The sequence below is a fragment of the Microbacterium sp. LMI1-1-1.1 genome (assembly GCF_040815675.1).
GTDB lineage: Bacteria > Actinomycetota > Actinomycetes > Actinomycetales > Microbacteriaceae > Microbacterium.
In genome coordinates this window covers 159,176-181,126 of record NZ_JBFPNN010000009.1, presented here as the reverse complement: position 1 = coordinate 181,126, position 21,951 = coordinate 159,176, and the positions used below count along the sequence as shown (strand labels likewise).

Sequence of the window (21,951 nt, the reverse complement as noted above, 5' to 3'; positions counted from 1 at the left end):
GACGAGCCCCAACCGGAAGTTGCACACCCCTGTGCACTTTCGGCGTACACTGGACCTCCGTGACCACCTCCTCCCGCCGCGACGCCGTCGAGAACCGCGCCGGCATCCTGACCGCCGCCACCGCGGCCATCGGGCACGACCCGCGCGCCTCGATCGACACGATCGCCCGTCGCGCCGGCCTCTCCCGCCGCGCCCTGTACGGCCACTTCGACGACCGCAACGCGATCGTGCGCGAGGTCATCGCCGCCGGAGCCGTCCGCTTCAACGCCATCGCCGAGACCGTCGACGACCGCGACTCCCGCGTGGCGCTCGCCCGCCTGGCATCCGAGCTCTGGCGCGAAGCCGCCCACGTGCAGGCCGCCGCCGCGCTCGCCCTCGACGACGCCCACCTCGCCGAGACCTCCGCCGCCCTCGCGCCGCTGCGCCGCCGCATCGACGAGATCGTGCGACGCGGCCAGGAGGCCGGTGAGCTCCGCACGGACGTCCCCGCTCCCACGCTCGCCCGGCTGCTCGAGGAGACCGGCCGCACCGTCGTCGCCCGCGTCGACGCCGGCTCGCCCACGGCGCGCTCCCTCGCGGTGTGCGCGGTGCTGGGCATCGCCGGACTGTCGTGGACCGAGGCGCGCGCGCTGCTCGCCCAGAACCCGGACCTGGAGGCGTGATGCGGATCGTCCTCGACGCGGTGGCCAAGGGCCGCGCGCAGCGCGCCCTCCCCGAGACCACCGCCTCCGTCGAGACCGGTCGCGCGACCCTGGTCGTCGCCGAGACGGAGCAACGTCCCACGGTGCTCGGGCTCGTGGCATCCGGTCGCATGAAGGTCGACAGCGGGACGGTCACGATCGACGGACGGACGGATGCCGCGGCGATCCGCCGGCGCGTCGCACTCGTCGACGCACCGGTGGTCTCGGAGCCGGAGCCGAACGTCTCCGTCACGGGGGTCGTCGCCGAGGAGCTCATGTTCGCCGGCCGAGCTCCCACGCCGTTCGCCGCCGCACGTTGGCTGGAGGAGATCGGTCTGGCCGGGATCGGGACGCTGCCCGTGGGCAACGTCGACCCCGCCGCCCGGGTCCGTCTTCTGCTGGAGCTCGCCGTCCTGCGGAAGGGCGTCGAGGGGCTCGTCCTGGTCGCCCCCGACCGTCACGGCGGACAGCCCGACGCCTGGTGGCGCATCGCGCGGGAGTTCGCCGACCGCGGGTACGCCGTGCTCGTCATCGCCGGTCAGGCGTCCCGCACGGCCGTCGACGCGCTCGAGCTCGCGGAGGTGGACCGGTGAGGATCCCGCAGATGATCGCGGCGGAGCTGCGTCGCCTGACCGCGACCCGCATGTCCGTGATCGCCCTCGTGGCGCTGCTCGCCGTCCCGATCCTCTACGGCGGCCTGTACCTCTGGGCCAACCAGGACCCGTACGGCAACCTGTCGAGCGTCCCGGTCGCCCTCGTGGTCGACGACGACGGCGGCGAGGTGAACGGTCAGGACCGCAACCTCGGCGACGAGGCCGCCACACAACTGCTCGACGACGGCACCTTCGAGTGGCACCGGGTGTCGTCCGACGCGGCCGACGCGGGACTGTCGGCCGGCGACTTCGACTTCGTCGTCACGCTCCCCGCCGACTTCACCGACGCCGTCGCCTCGCTCGCGACCGACGCCCCGCGGCAGGCCGACATCGAGCTGCGCACCAACGACGCGAACAACTACCTCGCCTCGACGATCGGGACGCAGGCCGTCGCCCGCATCCAGTCCTCCGTCGCGCAGAAGGTCATCGACGAGGCGGGACTGACCCTGCTCGACGCCCTCCACACCATCCGGGTGAACCTCGTGGATGCCACGGACGGCGCGACCCGGCTCGTCGACGGACTCGCGACCGCGGCGGACGGGTCCGCACAGCTCGTCGACGGATCGACGACCCTCGCGGACGGCTCGGCGCAGCTGGCGGACGGAACCGCCCAGCTGGCGGACGGCGCCGCGCGGCTGCACGAGGGGACGTCGCAGCTGCGCGACGGGTCCGCCCGGGTGGCGGACGGAGCGCAGCAGGTCGCCGCCGGCGTGGACAGGATCGACGCCGCGGCACAGCAAGTCGGGACCGTCGCCGGCGACGCCGCCGCCCAGCTCCCTCAGGCACGGGCCGACATCGCCGCCGCCCTGACGGACGCCGGCCTCGATCAGGCCCGTGTCGACGAGATCCTCGCCCGACTCGGCCCGGTGGGCGACCGTCTGACCGCCGCCAACACGCGCGTGCAGGACACGGTGGGGCAGATCGACCAGCTGGATGCCGGCGCACGTCAGGTCGCCTCCGGCAGCGCCGCCCTCGCCACGGGGGCGGCCTCCGCCGACGACGGGGCCGCGAGCCTCGCCGCCGGCGCCGCCTCCGCGGCATCCGGGGCCGCTCGGCTCCGCGACGGCTCCGCGCGGCTGCGCGACGGCGCGGCCGCTCTCGACGACGGGATCGGACAGCTCTCCGCGGGCGCCGTGCAGCTCCGCGACGGCCTCGCCGCGGGGGTCGCGCAGATCCCGGACTCCGACGACGCCACGCGGCAGGCGCAGGCCGACGCCATCTCCGACCCGGTCGCGGTCGGCACGAGCGCCGTCACGAAGGCGCAGAACTACGGCGCCGGACTGGCCCCGTTCTTCGCGGCGCTGGCCGGCTGGATCGGCATCTATGCGCTCTTCCTCATCGTGAAGCCCGTGTCCAAGCGGGCGGTGACCGCCCTGCGCTCCCCCGTGCGCGTCACCCTCGCCGGATGGCTGACGCCCGCGGGGCTCGGCGCCCTGCAGATGGTCGGGCTGTTCACGGTGCTCGCCGTCGCACTGCAGTTCTCGTTCGCCAATCCGTGGGCCGCGCTCGGCATCCTGCTGTTCGCCTCGGCGACGTACGCCGCGATCGTCCTGGCACTGAACGTCTGGCTCGGATCGGTCGGGCAGTTCCTGGGTCTCGTGCTCATGGTGTTGCAGCTCGTCACCGCCGGCGGCACGTTCCCTTGGCAGACCCTTCCCGGCCCGCTCGCGGCCCTTCATCACGTGCTGCCGATGGGATACGTCGTGGATGCCATGCGGCAGGTCATGTACGGGGGCGACGTCTCGCGTGTCGCACCGGACCTGCTGGTGCTCGGTGCGTGGATGGTGGGCGGCGTCCTCGTCGCCGCGATCGGGGTCACCCGGATGACGCACCACCGCACGCTGCGGGACCTGCAGCCGAGCCTCATCGGCTGACGGCGGCGGGCGGGGCGGGGCGCGGTCCAGCCGCCCCGGCGCGGGTTCGCCGCCGCGGCGCGGGTCAGCCGCCGCGGCGCGGGGTCAGCCGCCGCGGCGCGGGGGTCAGGCGGGCAGCCGCACCTCGAAGACCGTCCGGCCGGGGACGCTGTCGACGGCGATGCGTCCGCCGTGCGCCTCGGTGATGGCCCGGGCGATCGACAGGCCGAGTCCGGTGCTGCCGGCGTCGCGGTTGCGGGCGTCGTCGCCGCGGGCGAAACGGTCGAACAGCCGCGCCGCGAGCGCCGGGTCGATGCCGGGCCCCGTGTCCGCGACGCGCAGCACGGCCTCCCCGCCCTCCCGCGCGAGCGACAGCGTGACCACCGTGCCCGGCGGCGTGTGCGTCTGCGCGTTGCGCAGCAGGTTCGCGACGACCTGACGCAGGCGGTTCTCGTCCCCCGTCACGGCGATGAGGTCGTCCGTCATGTCGAGGCGCCAGTCGTGGGTCGCGTCGGCTGCCTGCGCGTCGCTCACGGCGTCGATCGCGAGCAGCGTCAGCTCCACCTCGTCGTGGCGCAACGGCTGACCGGCATCCAGGCGGGCGAGCAGGAGGAGGTCCTCGACGAGGGATGCCATGCGCCGGGCCTCCGACTCGATGCGATCGAGCGAGCGGGCCTGCGTCGGCGTCATCGGGGCGCCCTCGCCGAGGGAGAGCTGCGCATAGCCGCGCACGCTGGCGAGCGGCGTGCGGAGCTCGTGACTGGCGTCCGCGATGAAGCGGCGCAGCTGGTCCTCGCTGTGCTGCCGCGCCTCGAGGGAGGCCTGGACGTGACCGAGCAGGTCGTTCAGCGACGCCCCCACGCGTCCCACCTCGGTGTCGCCGTCGGTATCGGCCGGGGCGACCCGGTCGGGGATGTCGACGGCCCCCTCCGCGAGCGAGAGCGTCGACACCCGTTGGGCGACCTCCGCCACGCGGTCGAGCGGCCGGAGGCTGCGCCGCACGAGCCACGACAGCCCGACGACCGCGATCAGCAGCGTCACCGCCGAGACCGCGACGAGGATGACGGTGAGCGCGGTCGTCGTCGCCGTGACGTCGGCCTGCGACGTCCCCGCGTAGACCGTGGTGCCGTCGCGGTCGGCCGCGGCCACGCGGAACGAGCCCAGATCGCCGCCGAGGTCCACGGTCTCGACGGTGCCGTCCGCCGGAACCGCCGCCTCCAGCTGCGCGAGCTGGGTCTCGCTCAGGTCGACCTGGGTGCCGTCCGAGCGGGTGTAGCCCGACATGCGGACGCTCCCGTCGGCATCGACCACCGCTTGCAGAGACCCGATCCGGGGCGCCGGGTCGCCGGCATCCATCCCGGGAGGCCGTCCGGCGTCGGAGGGCGGCTCGCCCGATCCGCGACCGGCGACGAACGAGAGCCCTTCGGTCACCTGCTGGTCGAGGCGGTCGAGCACGAACGACCGCAGCGAGAAGATCGTCGCAAGACTCATCACCACGAAGGCCAGCGCGACGAGGGCGCTGGTCCCGACGACGAGCGTGCGCCGGAGGGTCCACCGGCGCCGGCTCATGAGGCCTTGATCGTGTAGCCGACGCCGCGCACCGTGTGGATGAGGGGCTCGCCGAGCGTGTCGATCTTCTTCCGCAGGTACGACACGTAGATCTCGACGACGCTGCCGGTGCCGCCGAAGTCGTAGCTCCACACCTGGTCGAGGATCTGCGCCTTGCTCAGCACCCGCCGCGGGTTCTGCATCAGGTACCGCAGGAGCTCGAACTCCTTGGCGGTGAGCTTGATCGGGACGCCGCCCCGCTCCACCTCGTAGGACTCCTCGTCGAGGGTGAGATCGCCCACCCGCAGCCGCGTCTCCGCCTCGGCGGCGGCGGCGACGTGGCGGCGGGCCATCCCGCGCAGGCGCACCACGACCTCCTCGAGGTTGAACGGCTTCGTCACGTAGTCGTCGGCTCCGGCCGAGATCCCGGCGATGCGGTCCTCCACGGCGTCCTTGGCCGTGAGGAACAGCACGGGCGCGTCGTTCCCCGCCGCGCGGACCCGACGGAGCAGCTCCATCCCGTCCAGGCCCGGCATCATGATGTCGAGGACGAGCAGATCCGGCCCGAACTCACGGATCACGTTCAGCGCCTCCTGGCCGTTCGCCGCGGTGCGCGTGTCCCACCCCTCGTTCTGCAGCGCCATGCGCAGCAGCTCGCTGAGGTTCGCCTCGTCATCGACGACGACGGCGCGGATGGGCGACCCGTCGGGGCGGGTGAGCGGCAGGGGGCGTGAGGACATGGATGCCAGCATGCACGCTGTCTCGCCGCCGCGCCACGCGGCATAAGTGCTTCATAGAAACGGTGAGGGAGCGGTGAGGGTCCCGTTCCTACCGTCTCCCTGACGGCCGCACTCCGCGTCCGGAAGGAGAACCATGTACGGCACCTACCTGCGGCGCGAACTCGCCGGCCGCACCAAGCAGACGGTCATCGTCGCGGTCGGGCTGGCGATCGCCATCGCGCTCGTGATCGTCGTGAACGCGCTGTCGGCGGGCGTGCGGGACGCGCAGACGCAGGCGCTGTCGACGGTCTACGGCGTCGGCACCGACCTGACCGTCACCGGCGCGCAGACGCAGCCGGGAGAGGGCGGGGGCGGACCCCGCTTCGACTTCGGCGCCGAGGACGGGGCGACCAGCGACGGCACGACGACCCTCAGCCAGTCGCGCCTCATGACCGACATGATGCGGGGGACCCTGGATGCCGCCACCGTCTCGACCGTCACCGGTCTGGACGGCGTGTCCGGCGCCACGGGAGCCCTCGCCCTGACCAACACGACCTTCTCGGGACAGATCCCCGAGCGCAGTACGGACACGGGCACCGAGGGCACCGCCCCGGAGGGGCAGGGAATGGGCCAGCCCCCCGCCGGCGGCCCCGGCGGTGACGGCGGCAGCGCCTTCGGCGTCGACTCGTTCAGCGTGCTCGGGGTCGACCCGGCGGCATCCATCGGTCCGCTCTCGTCCGTGACCGTCTCCGAGGGCCGGGCCCTCGCGGCGAGCGACGCCGGCGCGGACGTCGCGGTGGTGGACGCCACCTACGCGGCGAGCGCCGGACTCACCGTCGGCGGCACGGTCGACGTGGGCGGCACGGCGATGGAGATCGTCGGGATCGTCTCCTCCGCCTCCGCCGACGCGGACACCGCGGCGAACGTCTACCTTCCCCTCGATGTCGCGCAGACCCTCGCGGGCGTGGGTGATGTGGTGTCGACCGTGTACGTGCAGGCCGCCTCGGCGGACGCCATCGACGCGGTCCAGAGCGAGATCTCGACCGCCCTTCCGGACGCCACCGTGAGCTCGCAGTCCGAGCTGGCGTCGACCGTGTCCGGCTCGCTGTCCAGCGCGTCGTCGCTCATCACGAACCTCGGCACCTGGCTGTCGATCGTCGTCCTGGTCGTGGCGCTCGCCCTCGCGGTCCTCTTCACCATCTCCGGCGTCGCCCGCCGCACCCGCGAGTTCGGGACGCTCAAGGCGATCGGCTGGTCGAACGGCCGCATCGTCCGGCAGGTGGCCGGTGAGTCCCTGGCGCAGGGGCTGCTCGGCGGCGTGGCCGGCCTGATCCTCGGGCTCGGCGGCATCCTGCTCGTCAACGTCATCTCCCCCACGGTGTCCGTGGCCGCCGAGACCACCGGCGGACCGGAGGGCATGGGCGGTCCCGGCGGCGGCGCTCCCGGCGGCTTCGGCCAGGCGGCGGCCCAGGCGACCGACATCGTCCTCAGCGCCCCGGTGACCCCCGTCGTCGTCCTCGCCGCGGTCGGCATCGCCGTCCTCGGCGGCGTGCTCGCCGGCGCCTTCGGCGGATGGCGCGCCGCCCGTCTCAGCCCCGCCGCCGCCCTCCGCTCGGTCGCGTGAGCGGCCCCCTCGTCCTCGAAGGAGACATCATGACCCTCACCGCCCCCACTCTCACCGCCACCGCGTACCGCCTTCAGGGGGTCACCCGCACCTACCGCCAGCGCGACCGCACCGTCCAGGCCCTGGCCGGCGTCGACCTGGAGATCGCCGCGGGCGACTTCGTCACCATCCAGGGCCCCACCGGCGGCGGCAAGTCGACGCTGCTGCAGATGCTCGGCGCGCTCGACCGTCCCAGCACCGGATCCGTCATGCTGGGCGAGCTCGACATCGCCCGCGCCGGCAACCGCGAGCTGGGACGCGTGCGCGCCGAGCAGATCGGTTTCGTGTTCCAGGGCTTCAACCTCATCCCCACGCTCACCGCGGCCGAGAACGTCGACATGGGCCTCGAGCCGCTCGGACTCGATCGGGACGAGCGCGCCCGGCGCGTCACTGAGTCGCTCGCGCGGGTCGGCCTGGCCGATCGCGCCGATCACCGGCCCGGCGAGCTGTCCGGCGGTCAGCAGCAGCGCGTCGCGATCGCCCGCGCGGTCGCCAAGCGGCCGCGGGTCCTGCTGGCGGACGAGCCCACCGGCAACCTCGACGAGCGGATGCGCGACGAGATCCTCGACGTGCTCGAGACGCTCAACGCCGAGGGGCTGACGCTCGTCGTCGTCACCCACGATTCCGCCGTCGCCCGTCGCGCCCGTCGCCGCCTCCGTCTGGCGAAGGGCGTCGTCGCCGACATCACGCACGCGTGACCTCGCGAAGCGCGGGGGACGGGCGTTCGCTGCCGTCCCCCGCGCCCGCGCGTCAAGTCCCGGCCCCCCCGCGAAATGGGGCGCTACAGTCGGTCCACAACGACCGCGAGGAGACCCGATGGCCGCCCGCAACACCCGGCTGATGCAGTGCACGCCCGACGATGTCTTCGCCGTCCTCTCAGACGGCTGGCTCTACCCGGTGTGGGTGGTGGGGGCCACGCGCATGCGGGACGTCGACCCCGGTTTCCCCTGGGTCGGGACGCAGATCCATCACTCCCTCGGAGTCTGGCCGATCATGCTGCACGACGAGACCGAGGTCGTCGAGTGGGCGCCGCCGCAGCGGCTCCGTCTCCGCCCGAGCGCGAGCGTCCTGGGCCGTGGTGTCATCCGCATCGACGTCCGGCCGCATGACGTCGGTGCAGCGGTGACGATGGTCGAGGAGCCGGTGTCCGGTGTCGCCGCGCGGCTCCCCCGCCAGCTGTGGGCGCCGCTGCTGCGTCTCCGCAACCACGAATGCCTGAACCGCCTGGCGTTCCTCGCCGAAGGTCGGGCCGCCGAGCGCGCCGCCGGCGAACTGGTGCAGCGGCCGGAGGTGCCGGAGCCCGTGGGCGGGACGCCGTCGCCCGAGGCGCTCGAGGACGTCCGCAGCACCGGACTCTGACCCGCGGGCGGGTTTTCCCGCCGTGACTTGCCCCACATGTACGCGAGGTGCGGGGTCCGGCGTACATCTGCGCCACCTCAGCGCCGAAGCCCTTAGCCGTGACTTGCCCCGTATGTACGCAAAGCGCGGGGTCCGGCGTACATCTGCGCCACCTCACCGCCGAAGCCCTTCGCCGTGGCTCACCGCGGCGGGAACGACCCGCAGGGTCAGCGCTCGGGACGGGACTCCGGCCCGATCGAGCCGCCCTCCTCCGTGCGGTGCTGCAGCTCGTCCACGTAGAGGGATCCCTCGTCGGTCGTGCGGTTGCGATACGCGGCCCGTCCGACCATGTGCGCGGCGAGCGGCGCCGTCGCGAACTGGATGAGGATCACCGGGATGCCGAAGGCGAGCGCCTCCCACGTGCGGAGCGAGAGCACCACGGCGACGACGATGAGCAGCACCCCGAGCACCTGCGGCTTGGTCGCCGCGTGCAGGCGGGTGGGCACGTCGCGCCACCGCAGAAGACCGAGCGTCGCGGTCAGGCAGAGAAGAGCGCCGATCAGCACCAGGACGAGGGCGATCGTGTCGAACACGGCATCCAGTCCGGTCATCTCGGGTTCTCCTTCCGGGCGACGAACCGGGCGACGGCGATCGAGCCGAAGACGCCCACGGCGGCGATGATGAGCATCGCCGGCAGCGACCGGGTGTGGTGGTTGATGACCATGTCCGCCCCGAGGATGCAGAGCACCTCGGTGAGCAGCACGTCGGCGGCGACGGCGCGGTCCAGGATCGACGGTCCGAGGACCATGCGGATGAGCGCCAGCACCGCGGCGACGGCGAAGACGACGAGGATGACGATGGTGAGCGCGGTCATAGGAGCGTCCGTCCGTCGCGAGGGGACTGCGCCGCGTGGTGGGCGTCGGCGTCGGCCGCGGCGATGTCGGCACGGAGGGTCGCCAACTGCTCCCTCGACCCGACGGCACGGGTGATGCGGGCCTCCCAGCCGAGCACGATCCGCCGCTGGTGGTCGGCGTCCTCCGCGGAGCGCACCCCGATCGTGTGCAGGTAGAGGGTGCGGGCCTCGCGGTCCACGTCGACGATGAGGGACCCCGGGATGAGGGATGCCGTGACGGCCGTGTGCGCCATGATGACGTCGTCGTTCACCCGCAGGGGCACGGCGATGATCGCCGCTCCGGGCTGCCGGCGGAAGTCGAGCACCTGCAGCGCGACGATGAGCGAGCCGCGGACGACCGCCCCGAGGAACGTGACCACGAAGATCAGCCCGTACCAGAAGTTGACCCGCCCCGACAGCTCGACGGGCGGCAGGCGGAAGACGCGCGTCACGAAGATCGCGGCCACGAGACCGGTGAGGAACGCGAGCCAAGTGAACTGCCCCCACAGGAGCATCCACAGGGCGATGAGCCACACGAGGAACGGCAGCTGGTGCAGGAACAGCGACATCTGGGACCGGCGCGACGGGCTCATTCGGCCCCCTCGTCCTGCAGCTGCACGAGGGTGACGCCCTCGGCGATGCGCTCGCCCGCGCGCAGGCATGCGTCGAGGAGCGGCCCGGCGAACACCGTCAGCGCGATCGTCACCGTGACCATGCCGGCCGTGGCGAGCGTCATGATGCGCGGGATCGTGCGCTTCTCGGTCGAGATGCCGGCCGCCGGGGCGTTGCCGAGGTAGGCGATGCGCTCGACGGTCTCGGGCGAGTCCTCCTGCTCGCGCCAGAACGACAGGTTCCAGGCCCGCATGAGCGCGTACAGCGTGAGGATGGAGGTCACGACGCCGCCGACGATGAGCACCATCATCACCGGCGTCCCGATCTGGGCCGCCGCGTCGAAGAGCGCGTACTTGCCGATGAAGCCGGAGAACGGCGGCAGACCGCCGAGGTTGATCGCCGGGATGAAGTACAGCACCGCCAGCAGCGGCGCGCCCCGCATGAGGCCCTTCACCTTGAGGATCGAGGTGCTCCCCGCCCGGCGTTCGATGAGGCCGACCGCCAGGAACAGCGTCGTCTGCACGATGATGTGGTGGACGATGTAGTAGATCGTCGCCCCGACCGCGAGCGGCGTGTTGATGGCCAGGCCGAAGATCATGTAGCCGATGTGGCTGACGAGGGTGAACGACAGGATCCGTTTGAGCTCGGCCTGGGCCACCGCTCCGAGGATCCCGACGACCATCGTCGCCAGCGCGACCATCATCAGCAGGAAGTTCAGGTCGTTCGAGACGAACAGCTGCGTCTCCGTGCGGATAATGGCGTAGACGCCGACCTTGGTGAGCAGGCCGGCGAAGACGGCGGTCACCGGCGCCGGAGCGGTCGGGTACGAGTCCGGCAGCCAGAACGACAGCGGGAAGACGGCCGCCTTGATGGCGAAGGCGAGCAGCAGCATGAGGTGCAGGATCGTCTGCGTGTCCTGCGGCAGCTGCGCCATGCGCTCGGAGATCTGCACCATGTTGACGGTGCCGAGTGCGCCGTAGACCATCGCGATCGCGGCGAGGAACAGGATCGACGACACCAGCGACACGACGATGTACACGACGCCGGCGCGGATGCGCTGCTCGGTGCTGCCGAGGGTGATCAGCACGTACGACGCGACGAGCAGGATCTCGAACCCGACGTACAGGTTGAACAGGTCGCCCGCGATGAAGGCGTTGAAGATGCCCGCGCCGAGGATGAGGTACGCCGGATAGAAGATCGAGACCGGGGTGTCCTCGTCGTTGTCGGCGGCGCCCTGCCCGATGGAGAAGAGGAGGACCGCCAGCAGGACCACGGCGGTCACGACCACCAGCAGCGCCGCGAGCACGTCGACGTACAGCACGATGCCGAGCGGGATGTCCCATCCCGCGAGTGCGACCGCGATGGGCCCGCTCGTATCGACGGTTACCAGCAGGACGGCGCCCAGCACGAGCACCGCGGACAGCGACGCGACCGACACGACGATCTGCGTCTTCTTGCGCCGGCCGAAGATGAGGTTGATGGCCGCGCCGAGCAGCGGGATGCCGACGAGCAGGGGCACGAGCGCGCTCATGAGCGGTCACCGTCCTCTCGTCCGTCCGCGGACCCGGCGCCGTCGTCGGTCTCAGGAGGGGTGGATGCCGTCCCGTCCGAGCCGCGGCGGACGCCCGGGCCGTCGCGGCGCACGGCCACGCGGTCGACGGGTGCGTCGTCGACCAGCGACGACAGGTCGCCCTGGTGGAGCACGCGGATGGGCGAGGCGACGTCCCCGACGAAGTCGGTCGTCACGTCCTCGTCGTCGGAACGGGACTCCTCGTCCATGGCGTCCTCGGGCTCGCCGGCCGTGCGCTCGCGCAGGGCGACGTCCTCGGCGTCGTCGACGACGGTGTCGGCCTGGCCCAGCTGCCAGGAGCGGTAGATCAGCGCGAGCAGGAACGCCGAGATGCCGAACGTGATGACGATGGCCGTGAGCGTCAGCGCCTGCGGCAGTGCGTCGGACATCTCCGCGGCATCCGTCTCCCCTCCGTCGTAGAAGGGGGCGATTCCCGGTCGACCCATGACGATGAGAAGCAGGAGGTTGGCGGCGTTGCCGAGCAGCAGGAAGCCGATGAGCACGCGCGTGAGGCTGCGCTCGAGCATGGCGTAGACGCCGCAGGCGAACAGCACGCCCATCACGATGACGAGGACCAGGGAGATGCTCATAGGGCGGCCATCTCCGCATCCTCGGGCAGCTGCGACTGCCGGTCGACCTCGGCGCCCAGGCTGCGGAGCACGTCGAGCACGAGCCCGATCACGACGAGGTACACCCCGACGTCGAAGATGGTGCTGGTGACGAACTCCCAATGACCGATGAGCGGCAGCTCCCCTTCGAAGGTGAAGCTCTGCAGCGGGGCGTAGCCGAAGAAGATCGGCACGATGGCGCAGAGGACGGCGATGGACATGCCGGCACCCAGGAGGCGTCCGGCATCCGTGGGCGCGGCGGCGCCGAGCTCCCAGCGCCCGCCCGCGATGTAGCGCATGACGAGGGCCATGCCCGCGACGAGACCGCCCGCGAAGCCGCCGCCGGGGAGGTTGTGGCCGGCGAAGAGCAGGTAGAGCGACACGACCATGATCGAGTGGAAAAGCACCCGGATGATCATCTCGAGGAGGATCGAGCGGTTCTCCGGCTGCACTTTCGAGCCCGACACCAGCCAGGCCCGGGGGGCGTCGGACTCGCCTTCGCGCGGTGCCCGCACCCCGCTGTCGGTCTCGATCAGGGGGCGGCGGCGCGCGAGTCCCACCACGCTCCGGGCGGTTCCCGAACGGCGGGCGAGGTTGTCGCTGCGGTCGGTGATGAAGACGAGGGATGCCACTCCGGTCGCGGCCAGGATGAGGACCGACAGCTCGCCCATCGTGTCCCACCCGCGCAGGTCGACGAGCGCGACGTTGACCACGTTCCGTCCGTGGCCGATCTCATAGGCGAGCGGCGGCCATTCGAGCGAGATCGGGAGCTCCTGTCGCGCGCCGGTCGCGACGATCGCCACGAGGGCCATGGTCGCGCCCACGCCGACACCGAGGGCCGCGCGCGCGATCGGGTTGACGGAGGCGTTGTGCTCCCCCATCCGCGCGGGCAGACGGCGCAGGACGAGCGCGAACACGACGAGGGTGACCGTCTCGATGAGCACCTGCGTGAGCGCGAGATCGGGGGCGCCGCTCGTCCCGAAGAGGGCGACCATGCCGAGTCCGGTGACCGAGACGAGCACGACGCCCGTGAAGCGCTTGCGCGCCCGGACCGCGAGGATGCCGGCGGCGATCATCACGGGAGCGGCGAGCAGCTGCGTCGGCGACTGCCAGGCGTCCAGCTGCGCGCGCCACTCGCGGGAGGCGAGCAGCGCCGTCCCCTCGGCGACGACGAGGACGATGAAGATCGTCCCGACATAGAACGGCAGCGAACCACGCTGGAATCGCGCGGTCGTCCATTCCGAGGAGTGGTCGATGGCGCGCAGGACCGCGTTGTACGCGTCGTTGGCCGTGAACGGCAGCACGCGGCGGCGACGGTGCAGCTGCGTGCGTCGGACGATCCAGAAGACGAGCGCGCCGAGGGCGAGCGTGCCGAGGGAGATGAACAGCGCGGGCTCGAGTCCGTGCCAGAGAGCCAGGTGGTACGGGTACTCCGGCTCGGGCACCCCGGCCGTCGCGGCGGGCAGGCCGTCGGCGTAGGGGGTGAGCCACCCGTCGACGATCGGCGCGAGGAAGCCGAGGGCGAGGGATGCCGCGGCGAGCAGCACCGGCGAGGCGAGGAAGCCGATCGGCGGGTCCGGCCAGTCCGTCCGCTCGACCCCGCGCTTGGTCCAGTAGGCGCCCCAGAGGAAGCGGATGCCGTAGGCGGCGGTGAGCGCCGAGCCCGCCACGATGCCGAAGAGGGCGACGAGACCCCAGGCGGACCCCGCCGTCGCCTCGTGCCAGAGCGCGGTCAGCGCCGTCTCCTTCGCCACGAATCCGAGGGTGGGGATGACACCGGCCATCGAGGCGATCGCGATGAAGGACGCCGTCGCCATGACGGGCGCCTGGCGGCCGAGGCCGGAGAGCTCGCCGATGTCGCGCGTGGACAGCTGACGGTCGATGACGCCGACGACGAGGAACAGGCACGACTTGAACAGCGCGTGGCTGAGGAGGAGGGCGACGCCGGCGAGGGCGGCATCCCGGGTCCCGTACCCGAGCATCACGGTCAGGAATCCGAGCTGGCTCACCGTGCCGAACGCGAGGATGCGCTTGAGGTCGCGCTCGCGCAGCGCCTGGAACCCGCCGAGCAGCATAGTGAAGACGCCGAGCGAGATGAGCACGGGTCGCCAGAACGGCGTGTCGGCGAACGCCGGCGACAGTCGCGCGACGAGGTAGATGCCCGCCTTCACCATGGCTGCGGCGTGGAGGTAGGCGCTGACCGGGGTCGGAGCCGCCATCGCGCCGGGGAGCCAGAAGTGGAAGGGGAAGATGGCCGACTTGCTCAGCGCGCCGACGAGCAGCAGCAGCACCGCGATGTCGACGACCGCGCCGGTCGGCGGGTCCGCGAGGACTGCGGAGATGCTCGAGGTCCCCGCCTGCACGACGAGCAGCACGACGCCGATCAGCATGACGAGCCCGCCGAGGGTCGTCACCAGGAGAGCCTGCAGGGCGGCACGGCGACTGGCGGCACGCGCGTGGTAGTAGCCGATGAGTAGATAGGAGAGGACGCTCGTGGCCTCCCACAGCATCACGAGGACCACGAGGTCGTCGGTCAGTACGAGCCCGTACATCGCCCCCGCGAAGGCGAGCAGGACGGCCGAGAACTGCCCGACCCCGTTCGTCTTGCCGCGGAAGTACCAGCGGCAGTAGAGCATGACCAGGGCGCCGACGCCGGTGACCACCAGGGTCAGCAGCCACCCGAGGACGTCCATCCGCATCGAGAGCGAGACGCCGATCGCCGGAATCCACTCGTATTCCTCGAACGGAATCGACCCGCCGAAGACCGCCGGTGCCAGGACGATGGCGTGGGCGAACGCGAGCAGGGGCAGGATCGCGGCGACGTAGAAGGCGCGAGCACCGATCTTCGCGACGAGGATCGGCAGGAGGAGGGGGACGAGCGCGAACGCGCCGAGGAACGCCAGCAAGGTGGGGCCTCCTCGGGGTCGACGGGCGGATGCCCGGGCTCTCGGGGTGTCGTTCTATTCTACGGGAGGCATCCGTCGCCCATGACGCCGGATCTCACGTGGTAGAGGGCGGGGCGCTCGTCGTCCCGGCCCGGAACGTGCAGACGAGGTCGAGACCGGAGGGCTCGCCGTCCTCGAGCATGGCGGCGACCGCATCACCCGCGGCACGCCCCTTCGCCGTCGCCGGCTGGACCAGCGTCGTCAGCACGTGCGGGGCGAGGCCGTCCACCACGACCCCGTCGAAGCCGGTGACGCTGACGTCCCGGGGGACCTCGAGGCCCGCCTCCTCGGCCGCGCGGATGACGCCGGCCGCGAGGAGGTCGCTCTGCGCGATGACCGCGGTGGGACGCCGCTCCGGGTCGGCGAAGAGCGTGCGGCCCGCGATGGCGCCCTCGTCGATCGAGCTCGTCGCCGCGGCGAGCGCGCGGGCGTCGGGGAAGACGTCGCGCGCTCCCGCGAGCCGGTCGGCCGTCACGTCGACCCGGACCTCCGCATCGTCGGCGATCCAGCCCCGGCGGCGTTCGGCGTCGGCGGGGAGCGTGACCAGGGCGACGTCGCGGTGGCCGAGCTCGGCGATGTGGCGGGCGGCCTCGCGCTGGGCCTCGCGGTTGTCCAGCAGGACCCGCGGGATCCCCTCCCCGGCATCCCCTTCGACGACGACGACCGGGATGCCGCGGGCCCGCACGACCGCGAGGGAGTCGCGCATCCGCGGGCTGCAGCCGATCAGCACCGCCGCGTCGATCGGCGCGGTGTGGAGGGAGGGCTCGCTGACGGTCTCACCGTCGTCGCGCAGCAGGAGCAGGGCGGCGCCGAGGCGGGACACGCCGTCGGCGAGGCCGTCCATCATGTGCGTCGTGACCGGGTCGAGGAAGGCCGTCCCGAGGTGCTGGTCGAAGACGACGCCGACGATGCCGGAGCGTCCCCGGCGGAGCGAGGCGGCACGGGGGTCCGGCCCGGTGTAGCCGAGCGCCTGGGCCGCGGCGAGCACTCGGGTGCGGGTGGCCTCGGACGTCGGTGTCTTGCCGCTGAACACCACCGAGGCGGTCGACAACGAGACGCCGGCCTCGCGGGCCACGTCCGAGATGGTCGCTCGGCGGGTGCTCACCCCCCGAGGGTACCCCGCGGCACGCCGCGGAACGAATCGATTCGATCGACGCCGAAACGATTCGGTACCATGGCCGCATGGACACCACCCTGACGCGCTCCCAGCTCATCCGCTGGCACGTCGCCATCTGCGCGATCTTCCTCGCCAGCGGTCTGAGCATCGCCACCTGGGCGTCGCGCGTGCCCGCCATCCGCGGGTCCCTCGGCATCGAGAACTCGGGCGTCGGACTGCTGCTGCTCGGCATGGGGGTGGCATCCATCACCGGTCTCTCCATCGCGCCCGCCGTGATAGCGCGGATCGGCGTGCGTCGCGGCATGCTCGCCGCACTCGTCCTCGTCGGCGTCGGGGTGATCGTCGTCGGCATCGGGTCGGACGTCGTCCAGCTCTTCGGCGTCGCCCTCATCGGACTGGCCGTCTTCGGCTTCGGCAACGGCGCGGTCGACGTGATGATGAACGTCGAGGGAGCCGCACTCGAGAAGACCACCGGCCGCACGATCATGCCGCTGCTGCACGCCTTCTTCAGCTTCGGCACGGTCATCGGCGCCGGCCTCGGGTTCGTCGCGGTGAGCCTGCAGATCTCCGTCCTCGCGCACTGCACGGCCATCGGACTGGTCATCCTCGCCGTCGCCCTGGTCGCCGTCGCGAACGTCCCGGTGCGGGAGGGGACGATGGATGCCGCCTCCCCGGTCGAGCGCGCGCACTGGCGCGAGCGGCTGCACGCGTCGCTGGCCGCCTGGCGCGAGCCCCGCACCTACACGCTCGGCGTCATCATGCTCGGCATGGCGTTCGCGGAGGGGAGCGCGAACGACTGGCTGCCCTCGGCCGTCGTCTTCGGACACGGGGCCCCGGAGGAGGCGGGCCCCGCCGTGCTCGCCGTCTTCTCCGTCGCGATGACGGTCGGCCGCATCCTGGGCGGACCGGTCGTGGACCGCTTCGGCCGGGTCGTCGTCCTCCGGGTCCTCGCCGCCACCGCCGCGGGCGGCCTGCTGCTGTTCATCCTCGCGCCGTTCGGTCCGCTCGTCTTCGTCGGTGCCGCCCTCTGGGGCCTGGGCGCCTCGCTCGGCTTCCCCATCGGCATGTCGGCCGCCGCCGACGACCCGGCCAAGGCCGCCTCGCGCGTGGCCGCCGCCGCCACGATCGGCTACGTCGCGTTCCTCTGCGGCCCGCCCGTGCTCGGCTGGATCGGCGACCACATCGGCCTGCTGCCGACGCTGCTCATCGTGGTCGTGCTGATCGTGGCATCCGGTCTCTTCTCCGGCGCCGCGCGACCCCTCCCCGTCGAGAAGCCGACGACGGCCCAGCCCGTCCGTCGCGATTAGGCTCGTCGGGTGCGCCTCGTCATCGCCCGCTGCTCCCTGGATTACACGGGCCGCCTCAACGCCCACCTGCCCCTGGCCACCCGGCTGCTGGTGCACAAGGGCGACGGTTCGCTGCTCGTGCACTCCGACGGCGGCTCCTACAAGCCGCTCAACTGGATGAGCCCGCCGTGCGCGCTCACCGTCGAGCAGCCCGACGCGACCGACATCGAGGACGGCGTCGTCGAGCGCTGGCGCGTCACGCACGCGAAGAGCGGCGACGCGCTGCTGGTCCGCATCCACGAGGTCATCCACGACACGTCGCATGAACTGGGCGTCGACCCGGGTCTCATCAAGGACGGCGTCGAGGCCGACCTGCAGCGCTTGCTCGCGGAGCAGGTGTCGGTGGTCGGCGACGGTCTGACGCTGGTCCGCCGCGAGTACCCGACTGCGATCGGGCCCGTCGACCTGCTCCTGCGCGACGACAACGGCGGCACGGTGGCGATCGAGGTCAAGCGCCGCGGCGACATCGACGGCGTCGAGCAGCTCACCCGTTACCTCGAGCTGCTGAACCGCGACCCCCTGCTCGCCCCCGTCAGCGGGGTCTTCGCGGCGCAGGAGATCAAGCCGCAGGCGCGGGTGCTCGCCACCGATCGCGGCATCCGGTGCCTCACCCTCGATTACGACGAGATGAAGGGCGTCGACTCGGGCGCCCCCCGCCTCTTCTGACGCGCCCCGGCGGACGGCGCCCCGCGCGGCGGGCCGGACGCGGCGGCGGGTAGCGTGGGGTCCATGGCTGAGCGCTCCCCCTGGTCGTGCGTCCTCTGGGACGTGGACGGCACCCTCGTCGACGCGTCGGAGGGCATCCTCCGTCGGTTGACGATCACCCTCGAGCACTTCGGGCGTACCGCGCCGCGCCGCGACGAGCTGTCGCGCTGGATCGGCCCGCCGATGTTCGAGTCGTTCCAGGAGAACGTCGGGATGACGCCAGAGGAGGCCACCGAGGCCGTCGCGTTCTACCGCGGCCTCAACAAGAAGGAGGGCTACACGGTCAGCGCACAGCTCTACCCCGGGGTGGGCGAGATCGTGCGCGACCTGCACGCCGCCGGCGTGCCGCAGTCCACCGCCAGCTCCAAGCCCGAGGTGCAGGTCGTGGCCCTCATGGAGCACTTCGGACTCGCTCCGGTGCTCGAGGCCATAGTGGGCGCCACTCCCGACGAGCGGACGTTGAGCGCGAAGTCGGACATCGTCAAGGAGGCCCTCCGGCGTCTGGATGCCGCCGGCCACGACGTCTCCCGCCCCGTCCTCATCGGCGACCGCCATCACGACGTCGAGGGCGGCGCCATCGCGGGCGTCCCCGTCGTCTTCGTCCGCTGGGGATTCAGCTGGCCGCACGAGGCGGACGGGTCCGTCGCCGCGGTCGACACCGCCGACGAGTTGCGCGCGGTGCTGCTCGTGTCCGACGACGTCTCCGTCGGTGGCTGAGCTCCCCTGGCTGGTGCCCCTCGGCATCGGCCTCGTCGCGGTCCTCTTCGCCGCCGCCCTGACGATCCTCGTCGTCCGCCTCTCCCGGCGGTCGCCGCGCGCGCGGGAGGCCGCCCGTGCGGCCCGCCGCGAGGCCGAGACCGCGCTGCTGCGCCTCGACGACGCCGTCGACGACCTGGACATCGCCGTCGAGGCATCCGGTGCCCTCATCGATGGTCCGGACGAGCTCCGTCGCGCCCGCGCCGCCGCCGCTCGGACGCGCGATCGCGGATACACGGAGGTCGCGGCGCTCCGGGCCCCCAACCGCATCCCCGCGGAGGTGCGCGCGGATGCCGTCCGCATCCGCGGGCGCCTGAGCGACGCCGTGGCGCGGGTCGAGCGGACCCGCGCGGACCTCGACTCCTGGGCCGACGCGCACCGACCCCTCGCCGACCGCCTCGCCGCCGCCCGGGCGCGCCTGGACGAGACGCTCGCCGCCACCGGCGATCCCGCCCCGCTGCAGGAGGCGCTGCGACGCCGGTTCGACGTCGAGGACATCGCCGACGCCGAGTCCGCGGCACGTCAGGCCGCAGACGCCCGCGCCGCGGCGGACGACGCCCTCGCCGCCGGGGAGGCGGACAGCCCGCACCGGGCGACGCGGGCCACCCGCGTCCTCGCGCGGTCGCTGCGCGGCATCGAGGAGATGCACCGCTCGGCGCTGCAAGCGGCCGAGAACGTCGAGCGGGAGATCGCGACCGTCCGCGTCGAGTTGACCGGCCGTCCTGACCTCGCCGACGCGGCCGGCGCCGTGGATCGCGCGGCGGAGACCGCCACACGCCGTCCGCGAGCGGCGATCGCGGCCGTCGCGCGCGCTCGGGAACGGATGGATGCCGCGCCCCTCGGCTCCCTGACGACGCGTCAGCGCATCGAGGCGGCGCGTGCGGCTCTCCCGGGGACGCTCGCGTGCGCGCGGACCGCGCTGACGGCCGCAGAGACCGCCGCGGACGGCGGACCGCTGGACGCGCGGCTCCGCCGACAGCAGGCGCGGCGGGAGCTGGCCGCGGCGCGAGCGGCCACCGACCCGGTCAGCGCGCTCGTGGCCGCTCGGGCGGCGTGGAGCGACGCACTCGAGGCATCCGCGTCCTGACGGGCGTCGGGACGCGGGACGCGCGTCAGAGCGGGCGGATGTTCTCCGCCTGCAGGCCCTTGGGGCCCTGGGCGATCTCGAACTCGACGCGCTGGTTCTCCTCGAGCGAGCGGTAGCCGCCCGACTGGATGGCGCTGTAGTGGGCGAAGACGTCCTGACCGCCCTCATCCGGAGCGATGAAGCCGAAGCCCTTCTCCGAGTTGAACCACTTGACGGTGCCCTGCGTGCTCATCGATTCGCCGTTTTTCGCTCTAGCCGACGCCGAGCGCGCCGGTCGATGCCCACAAAGGTAGCGGCGAGCGCGGATCGCCCGCGAGCCCGTAATCCAAACGTTGCATCGCGTGACGGTGAACGATCGCGCGAACCCCCTGAAGCCCATACGACGCCCGGGCCGAGCTTCGCTCAAAGGCCCGGGCGTCGACGGATCCCCCCGGATATGCCGCGCAGAAGCGCGACGGCGATCACTTTACAACCGCAGACAGCCGCTGTGCGACATCGAAGCTGTGAATTTCGCCTGTCGGGCGGAATGTTGTGGTACCCCGCCCCCGTAAGATGCCCCTGATGAACACTCGCCGACGCGCTTCCGCTCTCGTCGACGAGGCGTACGCCGCCCTCGGAGACGCGATCGTGGACGGCCGCCTGCAGCCGGGTGATCGGCTGCGGGACGTGGTCCTCGCCGAGCACATGGGCATCTCCCGCACGCCCGTCCGCGAGGCCCTGCAGCGCCTGGAACGGATCGGCCTGGTCGAGGTCGCGGCCAACCGGTACACGCGCGTGTCCCCGGTGTCGGAGCGGGCCCGTTCCGACATGCGCGAGTATGTGGTCCACATGATCGCCACGACGATGTACGTCACCCTGCTCCGCACGGACAACGACGACGATGTGGCCCGCGGAGCGGAGCTGCTGCAGGCCATGGGCCGGACGGAGACCTCCCCGGAGTACGTCGAGGCCGGACTCGAGGTCCTCACCCACTTCACCCGCGCGAGCCGCAACGGCGTGTTCCGCGAGACGCTGCGTCAGGCCGACCTCGTGGTCCGCCGCAACCTCGAGGGATGGGCCCCCTCCGTCACCGACCCCGTCGAGCGGGCGGACCTGTTCGCAGACCTGCACCGCGCCGTCGGCGAGCGCGACCACCGGCACGCGACGGTCTTCTTCCTCGCCCTGCACGGGCGGTTCTGACCAGCGGACCCGTTCGCCGCCGACTCGCAAGGGTCGCGCGGGTCCTTCCGCAGCCCCCTAGGGTGACCGCATGCCCCGAATCGAGCTGCGAGACGTGACCGACGAGGACCGGGATGCCGCCTTCCCCCTCCTGCAGGACGGGTCGCCGACGTGGCGGCGCGCGGCGTTCGCCGAACGGTCCGCGTTCGACGCCTGGATCGACGAGCAGCTGACCGACGACGCGGTGATGCTCCAGGCGGTCGTGGTCGACGGCGACCCGCGCGGACTGTCCGCCGTGCTGCCCGTCGACGACGACCGCGAGATCGTCTTCGCCCTCCTGCCCGGCACGGACGCGGCCGTCACCGGCGAGGTCGTCCGCCAGCTCACGGCCCGCGAGGCCACCCGGCCCCTGTACGCGTGCGTCTCCGTCGAGGACGACCCCGCGCACGACGTCCTCGCCGGGATCGGCTTCGTGGAGTCCGAGCGCGACGACGACGAGATCGTCTACGTTCTGCCTCCCACCCTGGAGTGAGGGCGGACCCCGTCGCGCGTTTGTCAAGCGCAGTCTGGGCGCATCCCCCCGGGGTCACACTCGGGAGATGACGACCGAATCCCCCGACGCCGAGAACCTCCCCGACGAGCAGGCGGCCCGTCCGTTCGGCTCCTGGCTGACGCTGATCAACGGCGGCGAGTAGCCGCCG

The 21,951-nt window shown here is 72.4% G+C and carries 22 protein-coding genes; 12 read left to right on the top strand and 10 right to left on the bottom strand.

Annotation, left to right across the window (positions count from 1 at the left end; genetic code table 11):
* Nucleotides 1–59: 59 nt before the first annotated feature.
* The 3 genes from MRBLMI1_RS14250 to MRBLMI1_RS14240 are packed head-to-tail and all read left to right on the top strand — an operon-like array spanning nucleotide 60 to nucleotide 3,207.
* Complete coding sequence (locus MRBLMI1_RS14250; RefSeq protein ID WP_367733929.1) at nucleotides 60–662, top strand: TetR/AcrR family transcriptional regulator; 603 nt, start codon at nucleotides 60–62, stop codon at nucleotides 660–662.
* Nucleotides 662–1,273, top strand: a complete 612-nt coding sequence (locus MRBLMI1_RS14245) for a hypothetical protein (RefSeq protein WP_367734215.1) — start codon at nucleotides 662–664, stop codon at nucleotides 1,271–1,273. Before MRBLMI1_RS14250 ends, MRBLMI1_RS14245 begins: the two co-directional genes overlap by 1 nt.
* On the top strand, nucleotides 1,270–3,207 hold the full coding sequence (locus MRBLMI1_RS14240) for a YhgE/Pip family protein (RefSeq protein WP_367733928.1): 1,938 nt from the start codon (nucleotides 1,270–1,272) through the stop codon (nucleotides 3,205–3,207). The genes MRBLMI1_RS14245 and MRBLMI1_RS14240 overlap by 4 nt, the downstream gene beginning before the upstream one ends.
* 105 nt (nucleotides 3,208–3,312) lie before the next feature.
* Here the strand turns inward: MRBLMI1_RS14240 and MRBLMI1_RS14235 are convergent, their stop codons facing one another.
* A complete protein-coding gene (locus MRBLMI1_RS14235) occupies nucleotides 3,313–4,755 on the bottom strand; it encodes a sensor histidine kinase (RefSeq protein ID WP_367733927.1) in 1,443 nt (480 codons plus the stop codon).
* The gene (locus MRBLMI1_RS14230) at nucleotides 4,752–5,474 is read right to left on the bottom strand and encodes a response regulator transcription factor (protein ID WP_367733926.1); all 723 of its coding nucleotides are present in this window, start codon (nucleotides 5,472–5,474) and stop codon (nucleotides 4,752–4,754) included. The genes MRBLMI1_RS14235 and MRBLMI1_RS14230 overlap by 4 nt, the downstream gene beginning before the upstream one ends.
* A gap of 133 nt (nucleotides 5,475–5,607) precedes the next feature.
* On the opposite strand from MRBLMI1_RS14230, the gene MRBLMI1_RS14225 reads away from it, so the two are divergent.
* The 3 genes from MRBLMI1_RS14225 (at nucleotide 5,608) to MRBLMI1_RS14215 (ending at nucleotide 8,475) form a co-directional block, all read left to right on the top strand.
* Nucleotides 5,608–7,077: an ABC transporter permease gene (locus MRBLMI1_RS14225; RefSeq protein ID WP_367733922.1), complete on the top strand. Its 1,470-nt coding sequence runs from the start codon at nucleotides 5,608–5,610 to the stop codon at nucleotides 7,075–7,077.
* Nucleotides 7,078–7,106: 29 nt separating this feature from the next.
* Nucleotides 7,107–7,814: an ABC transporter ATP-binding protein gene (locus tag MRBLMI1_RS14220; RefSeq protein ID WP_367733921.1), complete on the top strand. Its 708-nt coding sequence runs from the start codon at nucleotides 7,107–7,109 to the stop codon at nucleotides 7,812–7,814.
* Nucleotides 7,815–7,932: 118 nt separating this feature from the next.
* Entirely contained in the window at nucleotides 7,933–8,475 is a 543-nt protein-coding gene (locus MRBLMI1_RS14215) for an SRPBCC family protein (RefSeq protein WP_367733920.1), read from the top strand.
* A gap of 206 nt (nucleotides 8,476–8,681) precedes the next feature.
* On the opposite strand, the gene mnhG is transcribed toward MRBLMI1_RS14215, so the two are convergent.
* From mnhG to MRBLMI1_RS14180, 7 genes are all read right to left on the bottom strand, one after another.
* Nucleotides 8,682–9,056 carry a monovalent cation/H(+) antiporter subunit G gene (mnhG, locus tag MRBLMI1_RS14210; protein ID WP_387055265.1) on the bottom strand — a complete coding sequence of 125 codons (375 nt, stop codon included), beginning with the start codon at nucleotides 9,054–9,056 and terminating at the stop codon, nucleotides 8,682–8,684.
* A 5-nt stretch (nucleotides 9,057–9,061) separates the two neighbouring features.
* Entirely contained in the window at nucleotides 9,062–9,328 is a 267-nt protein-coding gene (locus tag MRBLMI1_RS14205) for a monovalent cation/H+ antiporter complex subunit F (protein ID WP_367733918.1), read from the bottom strand.
* Nucleotides 9,325–9,939 (bottom strand): Na+/H+ antiporter subunit E, encoded by a 615-nt coding sequence (locus tag MRBLMI1_RS14200; RefSeq protein WP_367733917.1) that lies wholly within the window; start codon nucleotides 9,937–9,939, stop codon nucleotides 9,325–9,327. Before MRBLMI1_RS14200 ends, MRBLMI1_RS14205 begins: the two co-directional genes overlap by 4 nt.
* Complete coding sequence (locus MRBLMI1_RS14195; RefSeq protein WP_367733916.1) at nucleotides 9,936–11,489, bottom strand: Na+/H+ antiporter subunit D; 1,554 nt, start codon at nucleotides 11,487–11,489, stop codon at nucleotides 9,936–9,938. Before MRBLMI1_RS14195 ends, MRBLMI1_RS14200 begins: the two co-directional genes overlap by 4 nt.
* Entirely contained in the window at nucleotides 11,486–12,118 is a 633-nt protein-coding gene (locus tag MRBLMI1_RS14190) for a Na(+)/H(+) antiporter subunit C (protein ID WP_367733915.1), read from the bottom strand. The genes MRBLMI1_RS14195 and MRBLMI1_RS14190 overlap by 4 nt, the downstream gene beginning before the upstream one ends.
* Entirely contained in the window at nucleotides 12,115–15,042 is a 2,928-nt protein-coding gene (locus MRBLMI1_RS14185; protein WP_367733914.1) for a Na+/H+ antiporter subunit A, read from the bottom strand. Before MRBLMI1_RS14185 ends, MRBLMI1_RS14190 begins: the two co-directional genes overlap by 4 nt.
* A gap of 94 nt (nucleotides 15,043–15,136) precedes the next feature.
* Nucleotides 15,137–16,186: a LacI family DNA-binding transcriptional regulator gene (locus MRBLMI1_RS14180; RefSeq protein ID WP_367733913.1), complete on the bottom strand. Its 1,050-nt coding sequence runs from the start codon at nucleotides 16,184–16,186 to the stop codon at nucleotides 15,137–15,139.
* Nucleotides 16,187–16,263: 77 nt separating this feature from the next.
* Here MRBLMI1_RS14180 and MRBLMI1_RS14175 point away from each other — a divergent pair, with 77 nt between their 5' ends.
* The 4 genes from MRBLMI1_RS14175 (at nucleotide 16,264) to MRBLMI1_RS14160 (ending at nucleotide 20,092) form a co-directional block, all read left to right on the top strand.
* Nucleotides 16,264–17,505 carry an MFS transporter gene (locus MRBLMI1_RS14175; RefSeq protein WP_367733912.1) on the top strand — a complete coding sequence of 414 codons (1,242 nt, stop codon included), beginning with the start codon at nucleotides 16,264–16,266 and terminating at the stop codon, nucleotides 17,503–17,505.
* A 9-nt stretch (nucleotides 17,506–17,514) separates the two neighbouring features.
* Nucleotides 17,515–18,210 (top strand): endonuclease NucS, encoded by a 696-nt coding sequence (nucS, locus tag MRBLMI1_RS14170; protein ID WP_367733911.1) that lies wholly within the window; start codon nucleotides 17,515–17,517, stop codon nucleotides 18,208–18,210.
* Nucleotides 18,211–18,273: 63 nt separating this feature from the next.
* A complete protein-coding gene (locus tag MRBLMI1_RS14165; protein WP_367733909.1) occupies nucleotides 18,274–18,966 on the top strand; it encodes an HAD hydrolase-like protein in 693 nt (230 codons plus the stop codon).
* Nucleotides 18,959–20,092, top strand: coding sequence for a hypothetical protein (locus tag MRBLMI1_RS14160; protein WP_367733907.1), 1,134 nt, complete (start codon nucleotides 18,959–18,961; stop codon nucleotides 20,090–20,092). The genes MRBLMI1_RS14165 and MRBLMI1_RS14160 overlap by 8 nt, the downstream gene beginning before the upstream one ends.
* A gap of 25 nt (nucleotides 20,093–20,117) precedes the next feature.
* Here MRBLMI1_RS14160 and MRBLMI1_RS14155 read toward each other — a convergent pair whose 3' ends face one another.
* The gene (locus MRBLMI1_RS14155; RefSeq protein ID WP_228162004.1) at nucleotides 20,118–20,324 is read right to left on the bottom strand and encodes a cold-shock protein; all 207 of its coding nucleotides are present in this window, start codon (nucleotides 20,322–20,324) and stop codon (nucleotides 20,118–20,120) included.
* 329 nt (nucleotides 20,325–20,653) lie between these two features.
* Between MRBLMI1_RS14155 and MRBLMI1_RS14150 the strand changes: the two genes are divergently transcribed.
* Both MRBLMI1_RS14150 and MRBLMI1_RS14145 read left to right on the top strand, forming a co-directional pair.
* A complete protein-coding gene (locus tag MRBLMI1_RS14150; protein ID WP_367733906.1) occupies nucleotides 20,654–21,271 on the top strand; it encodes a GntR family transcriptional regulator in 618 nt (205 codons plus the stop codon).
* Between the two features lie 70 nt (nucleotides 21,272–21,341).
* A complete protein-coding gene (locus MRBLMI1_RS14145; protein ID WP_367733905.1) occupies nucleotides 21,342–21,782 on the top strand; it encodes a hypothetical protein in 441 nt (146 codons plus the stop codon).
* Nucleotides 21,783–21,951: the final 169 nt, after the last annotated feature.

Bases quoted from the DNA above. Each gene is read 5' to 3' on its own strand.
- MRBLMI1_RS14195 (WP_367733916.1), bottom strand. From the start codon at position 11,489: ATGAGCGCGCTCGTGCCCCTGCTCGTCGGCATCCCGCTGCTCGGCGCG.
- MRBLMI1_RS14205 (WP_367733918.1), bottom strand. From the start codon at position 9,328: ATGACCGCGCTCACCATCGTCATCCTCGTCGTCTTCGCCGTCGCCGCG.
- MRBLMI1_RS14220 (WP_367733921.1), top strand. From the start codon at position 7,107: ATGACCCTCACCGCCCCCACTCTCACCGCCACCGCGTACCGCCTTCAG.
- MRBLMI1_RS14200 (WP_367733917.1), bottom strand. From the start codon at position 9,939: ATGAGCCCGTCGCGCCGGTCCCAGATGTCGCTGTTCCTGCACCAGCTG.
- MRBLMI1_RS14155 (WP_228162004.1), bottom strand. From the start codon at position 20,324: ATGAGCACGCAGGGCACCGTCAAGTGGTTCAACTCGGAGAAGGGCTTC.
- MRBLMI1_RS14190 (WP_367733915.1), bottom strand. From the start codon at position 12,118: ATGAGCATCTCCCTGGTCCTCGTCATCGTGATGGGCGTGCTGTTCGCC.
- MRBLMI1_RS14235 (WP_367733927.1), bottom strand. From the start codon at position 4,755: ATGAGCCGGCGCCGGTGGACCCTCCGGCGCACGCTCGTCGTCGGGACC.
- MRBLMI1_RS14150 (WP_367733906.1), top strand. From the start codon at position 20,654: ATGAACACTCGCCGACGCGCTTCCGCTCTCGTCGACGAGGCGTACGCC.
- MRBLMI1_RS14175 (WP_367733912.1), top strand. From the start codon at position 16,264: ATGGACACCACCCTGACGCGCTCCCAGCTCATCCGCTGGCACGTCGCC.
- MRBLMI1_RS14165 (WP_367733909.1), top strand. From the start codon at position 18,274: ATGGCTGAGCGCTCCCCCTGGTCGTGCGTCCTCTGGGACGTGGACGGC.
- MRBLMI1_RS14230 (WP_367733926.1), bottom strand. From the start codon at position 5,474: ATGTCCTCACGCCCCCTGCCGCTCACCCGCCCCGACGGGTCGCCCATC.
- MRBLMI1_RS14145 (WP_367733905.1), top strand. From the start codon at position 21,342: ATGCCCCGAATCGAGCTGCGAGACGTGACCGACGAGGACCGGGATGCC.
- MRBLMI1_RS14245 (WP_367734215.1), top strand. From the start codon at position 662: ATGCGGATCGTCCTCGACGCGGTGGCCAAGGGCCGCGCGCAGCGCGCC.
- MRBLMI1_RS14215 (WP_367733920.1), top strand. From the start codon at position 7,933: ATGGCCGCCCGCAACACCCGGCTGATGCAGTGCACGCCCGACGATGTC.
- MRBLMI1_RS14225 (WP_367733922.1), top strand. From the start codon at position 5,608: ATGTACGGCACCTACCTGCGGCGCGAACTCGCCGGCCGCACCAAGCAG.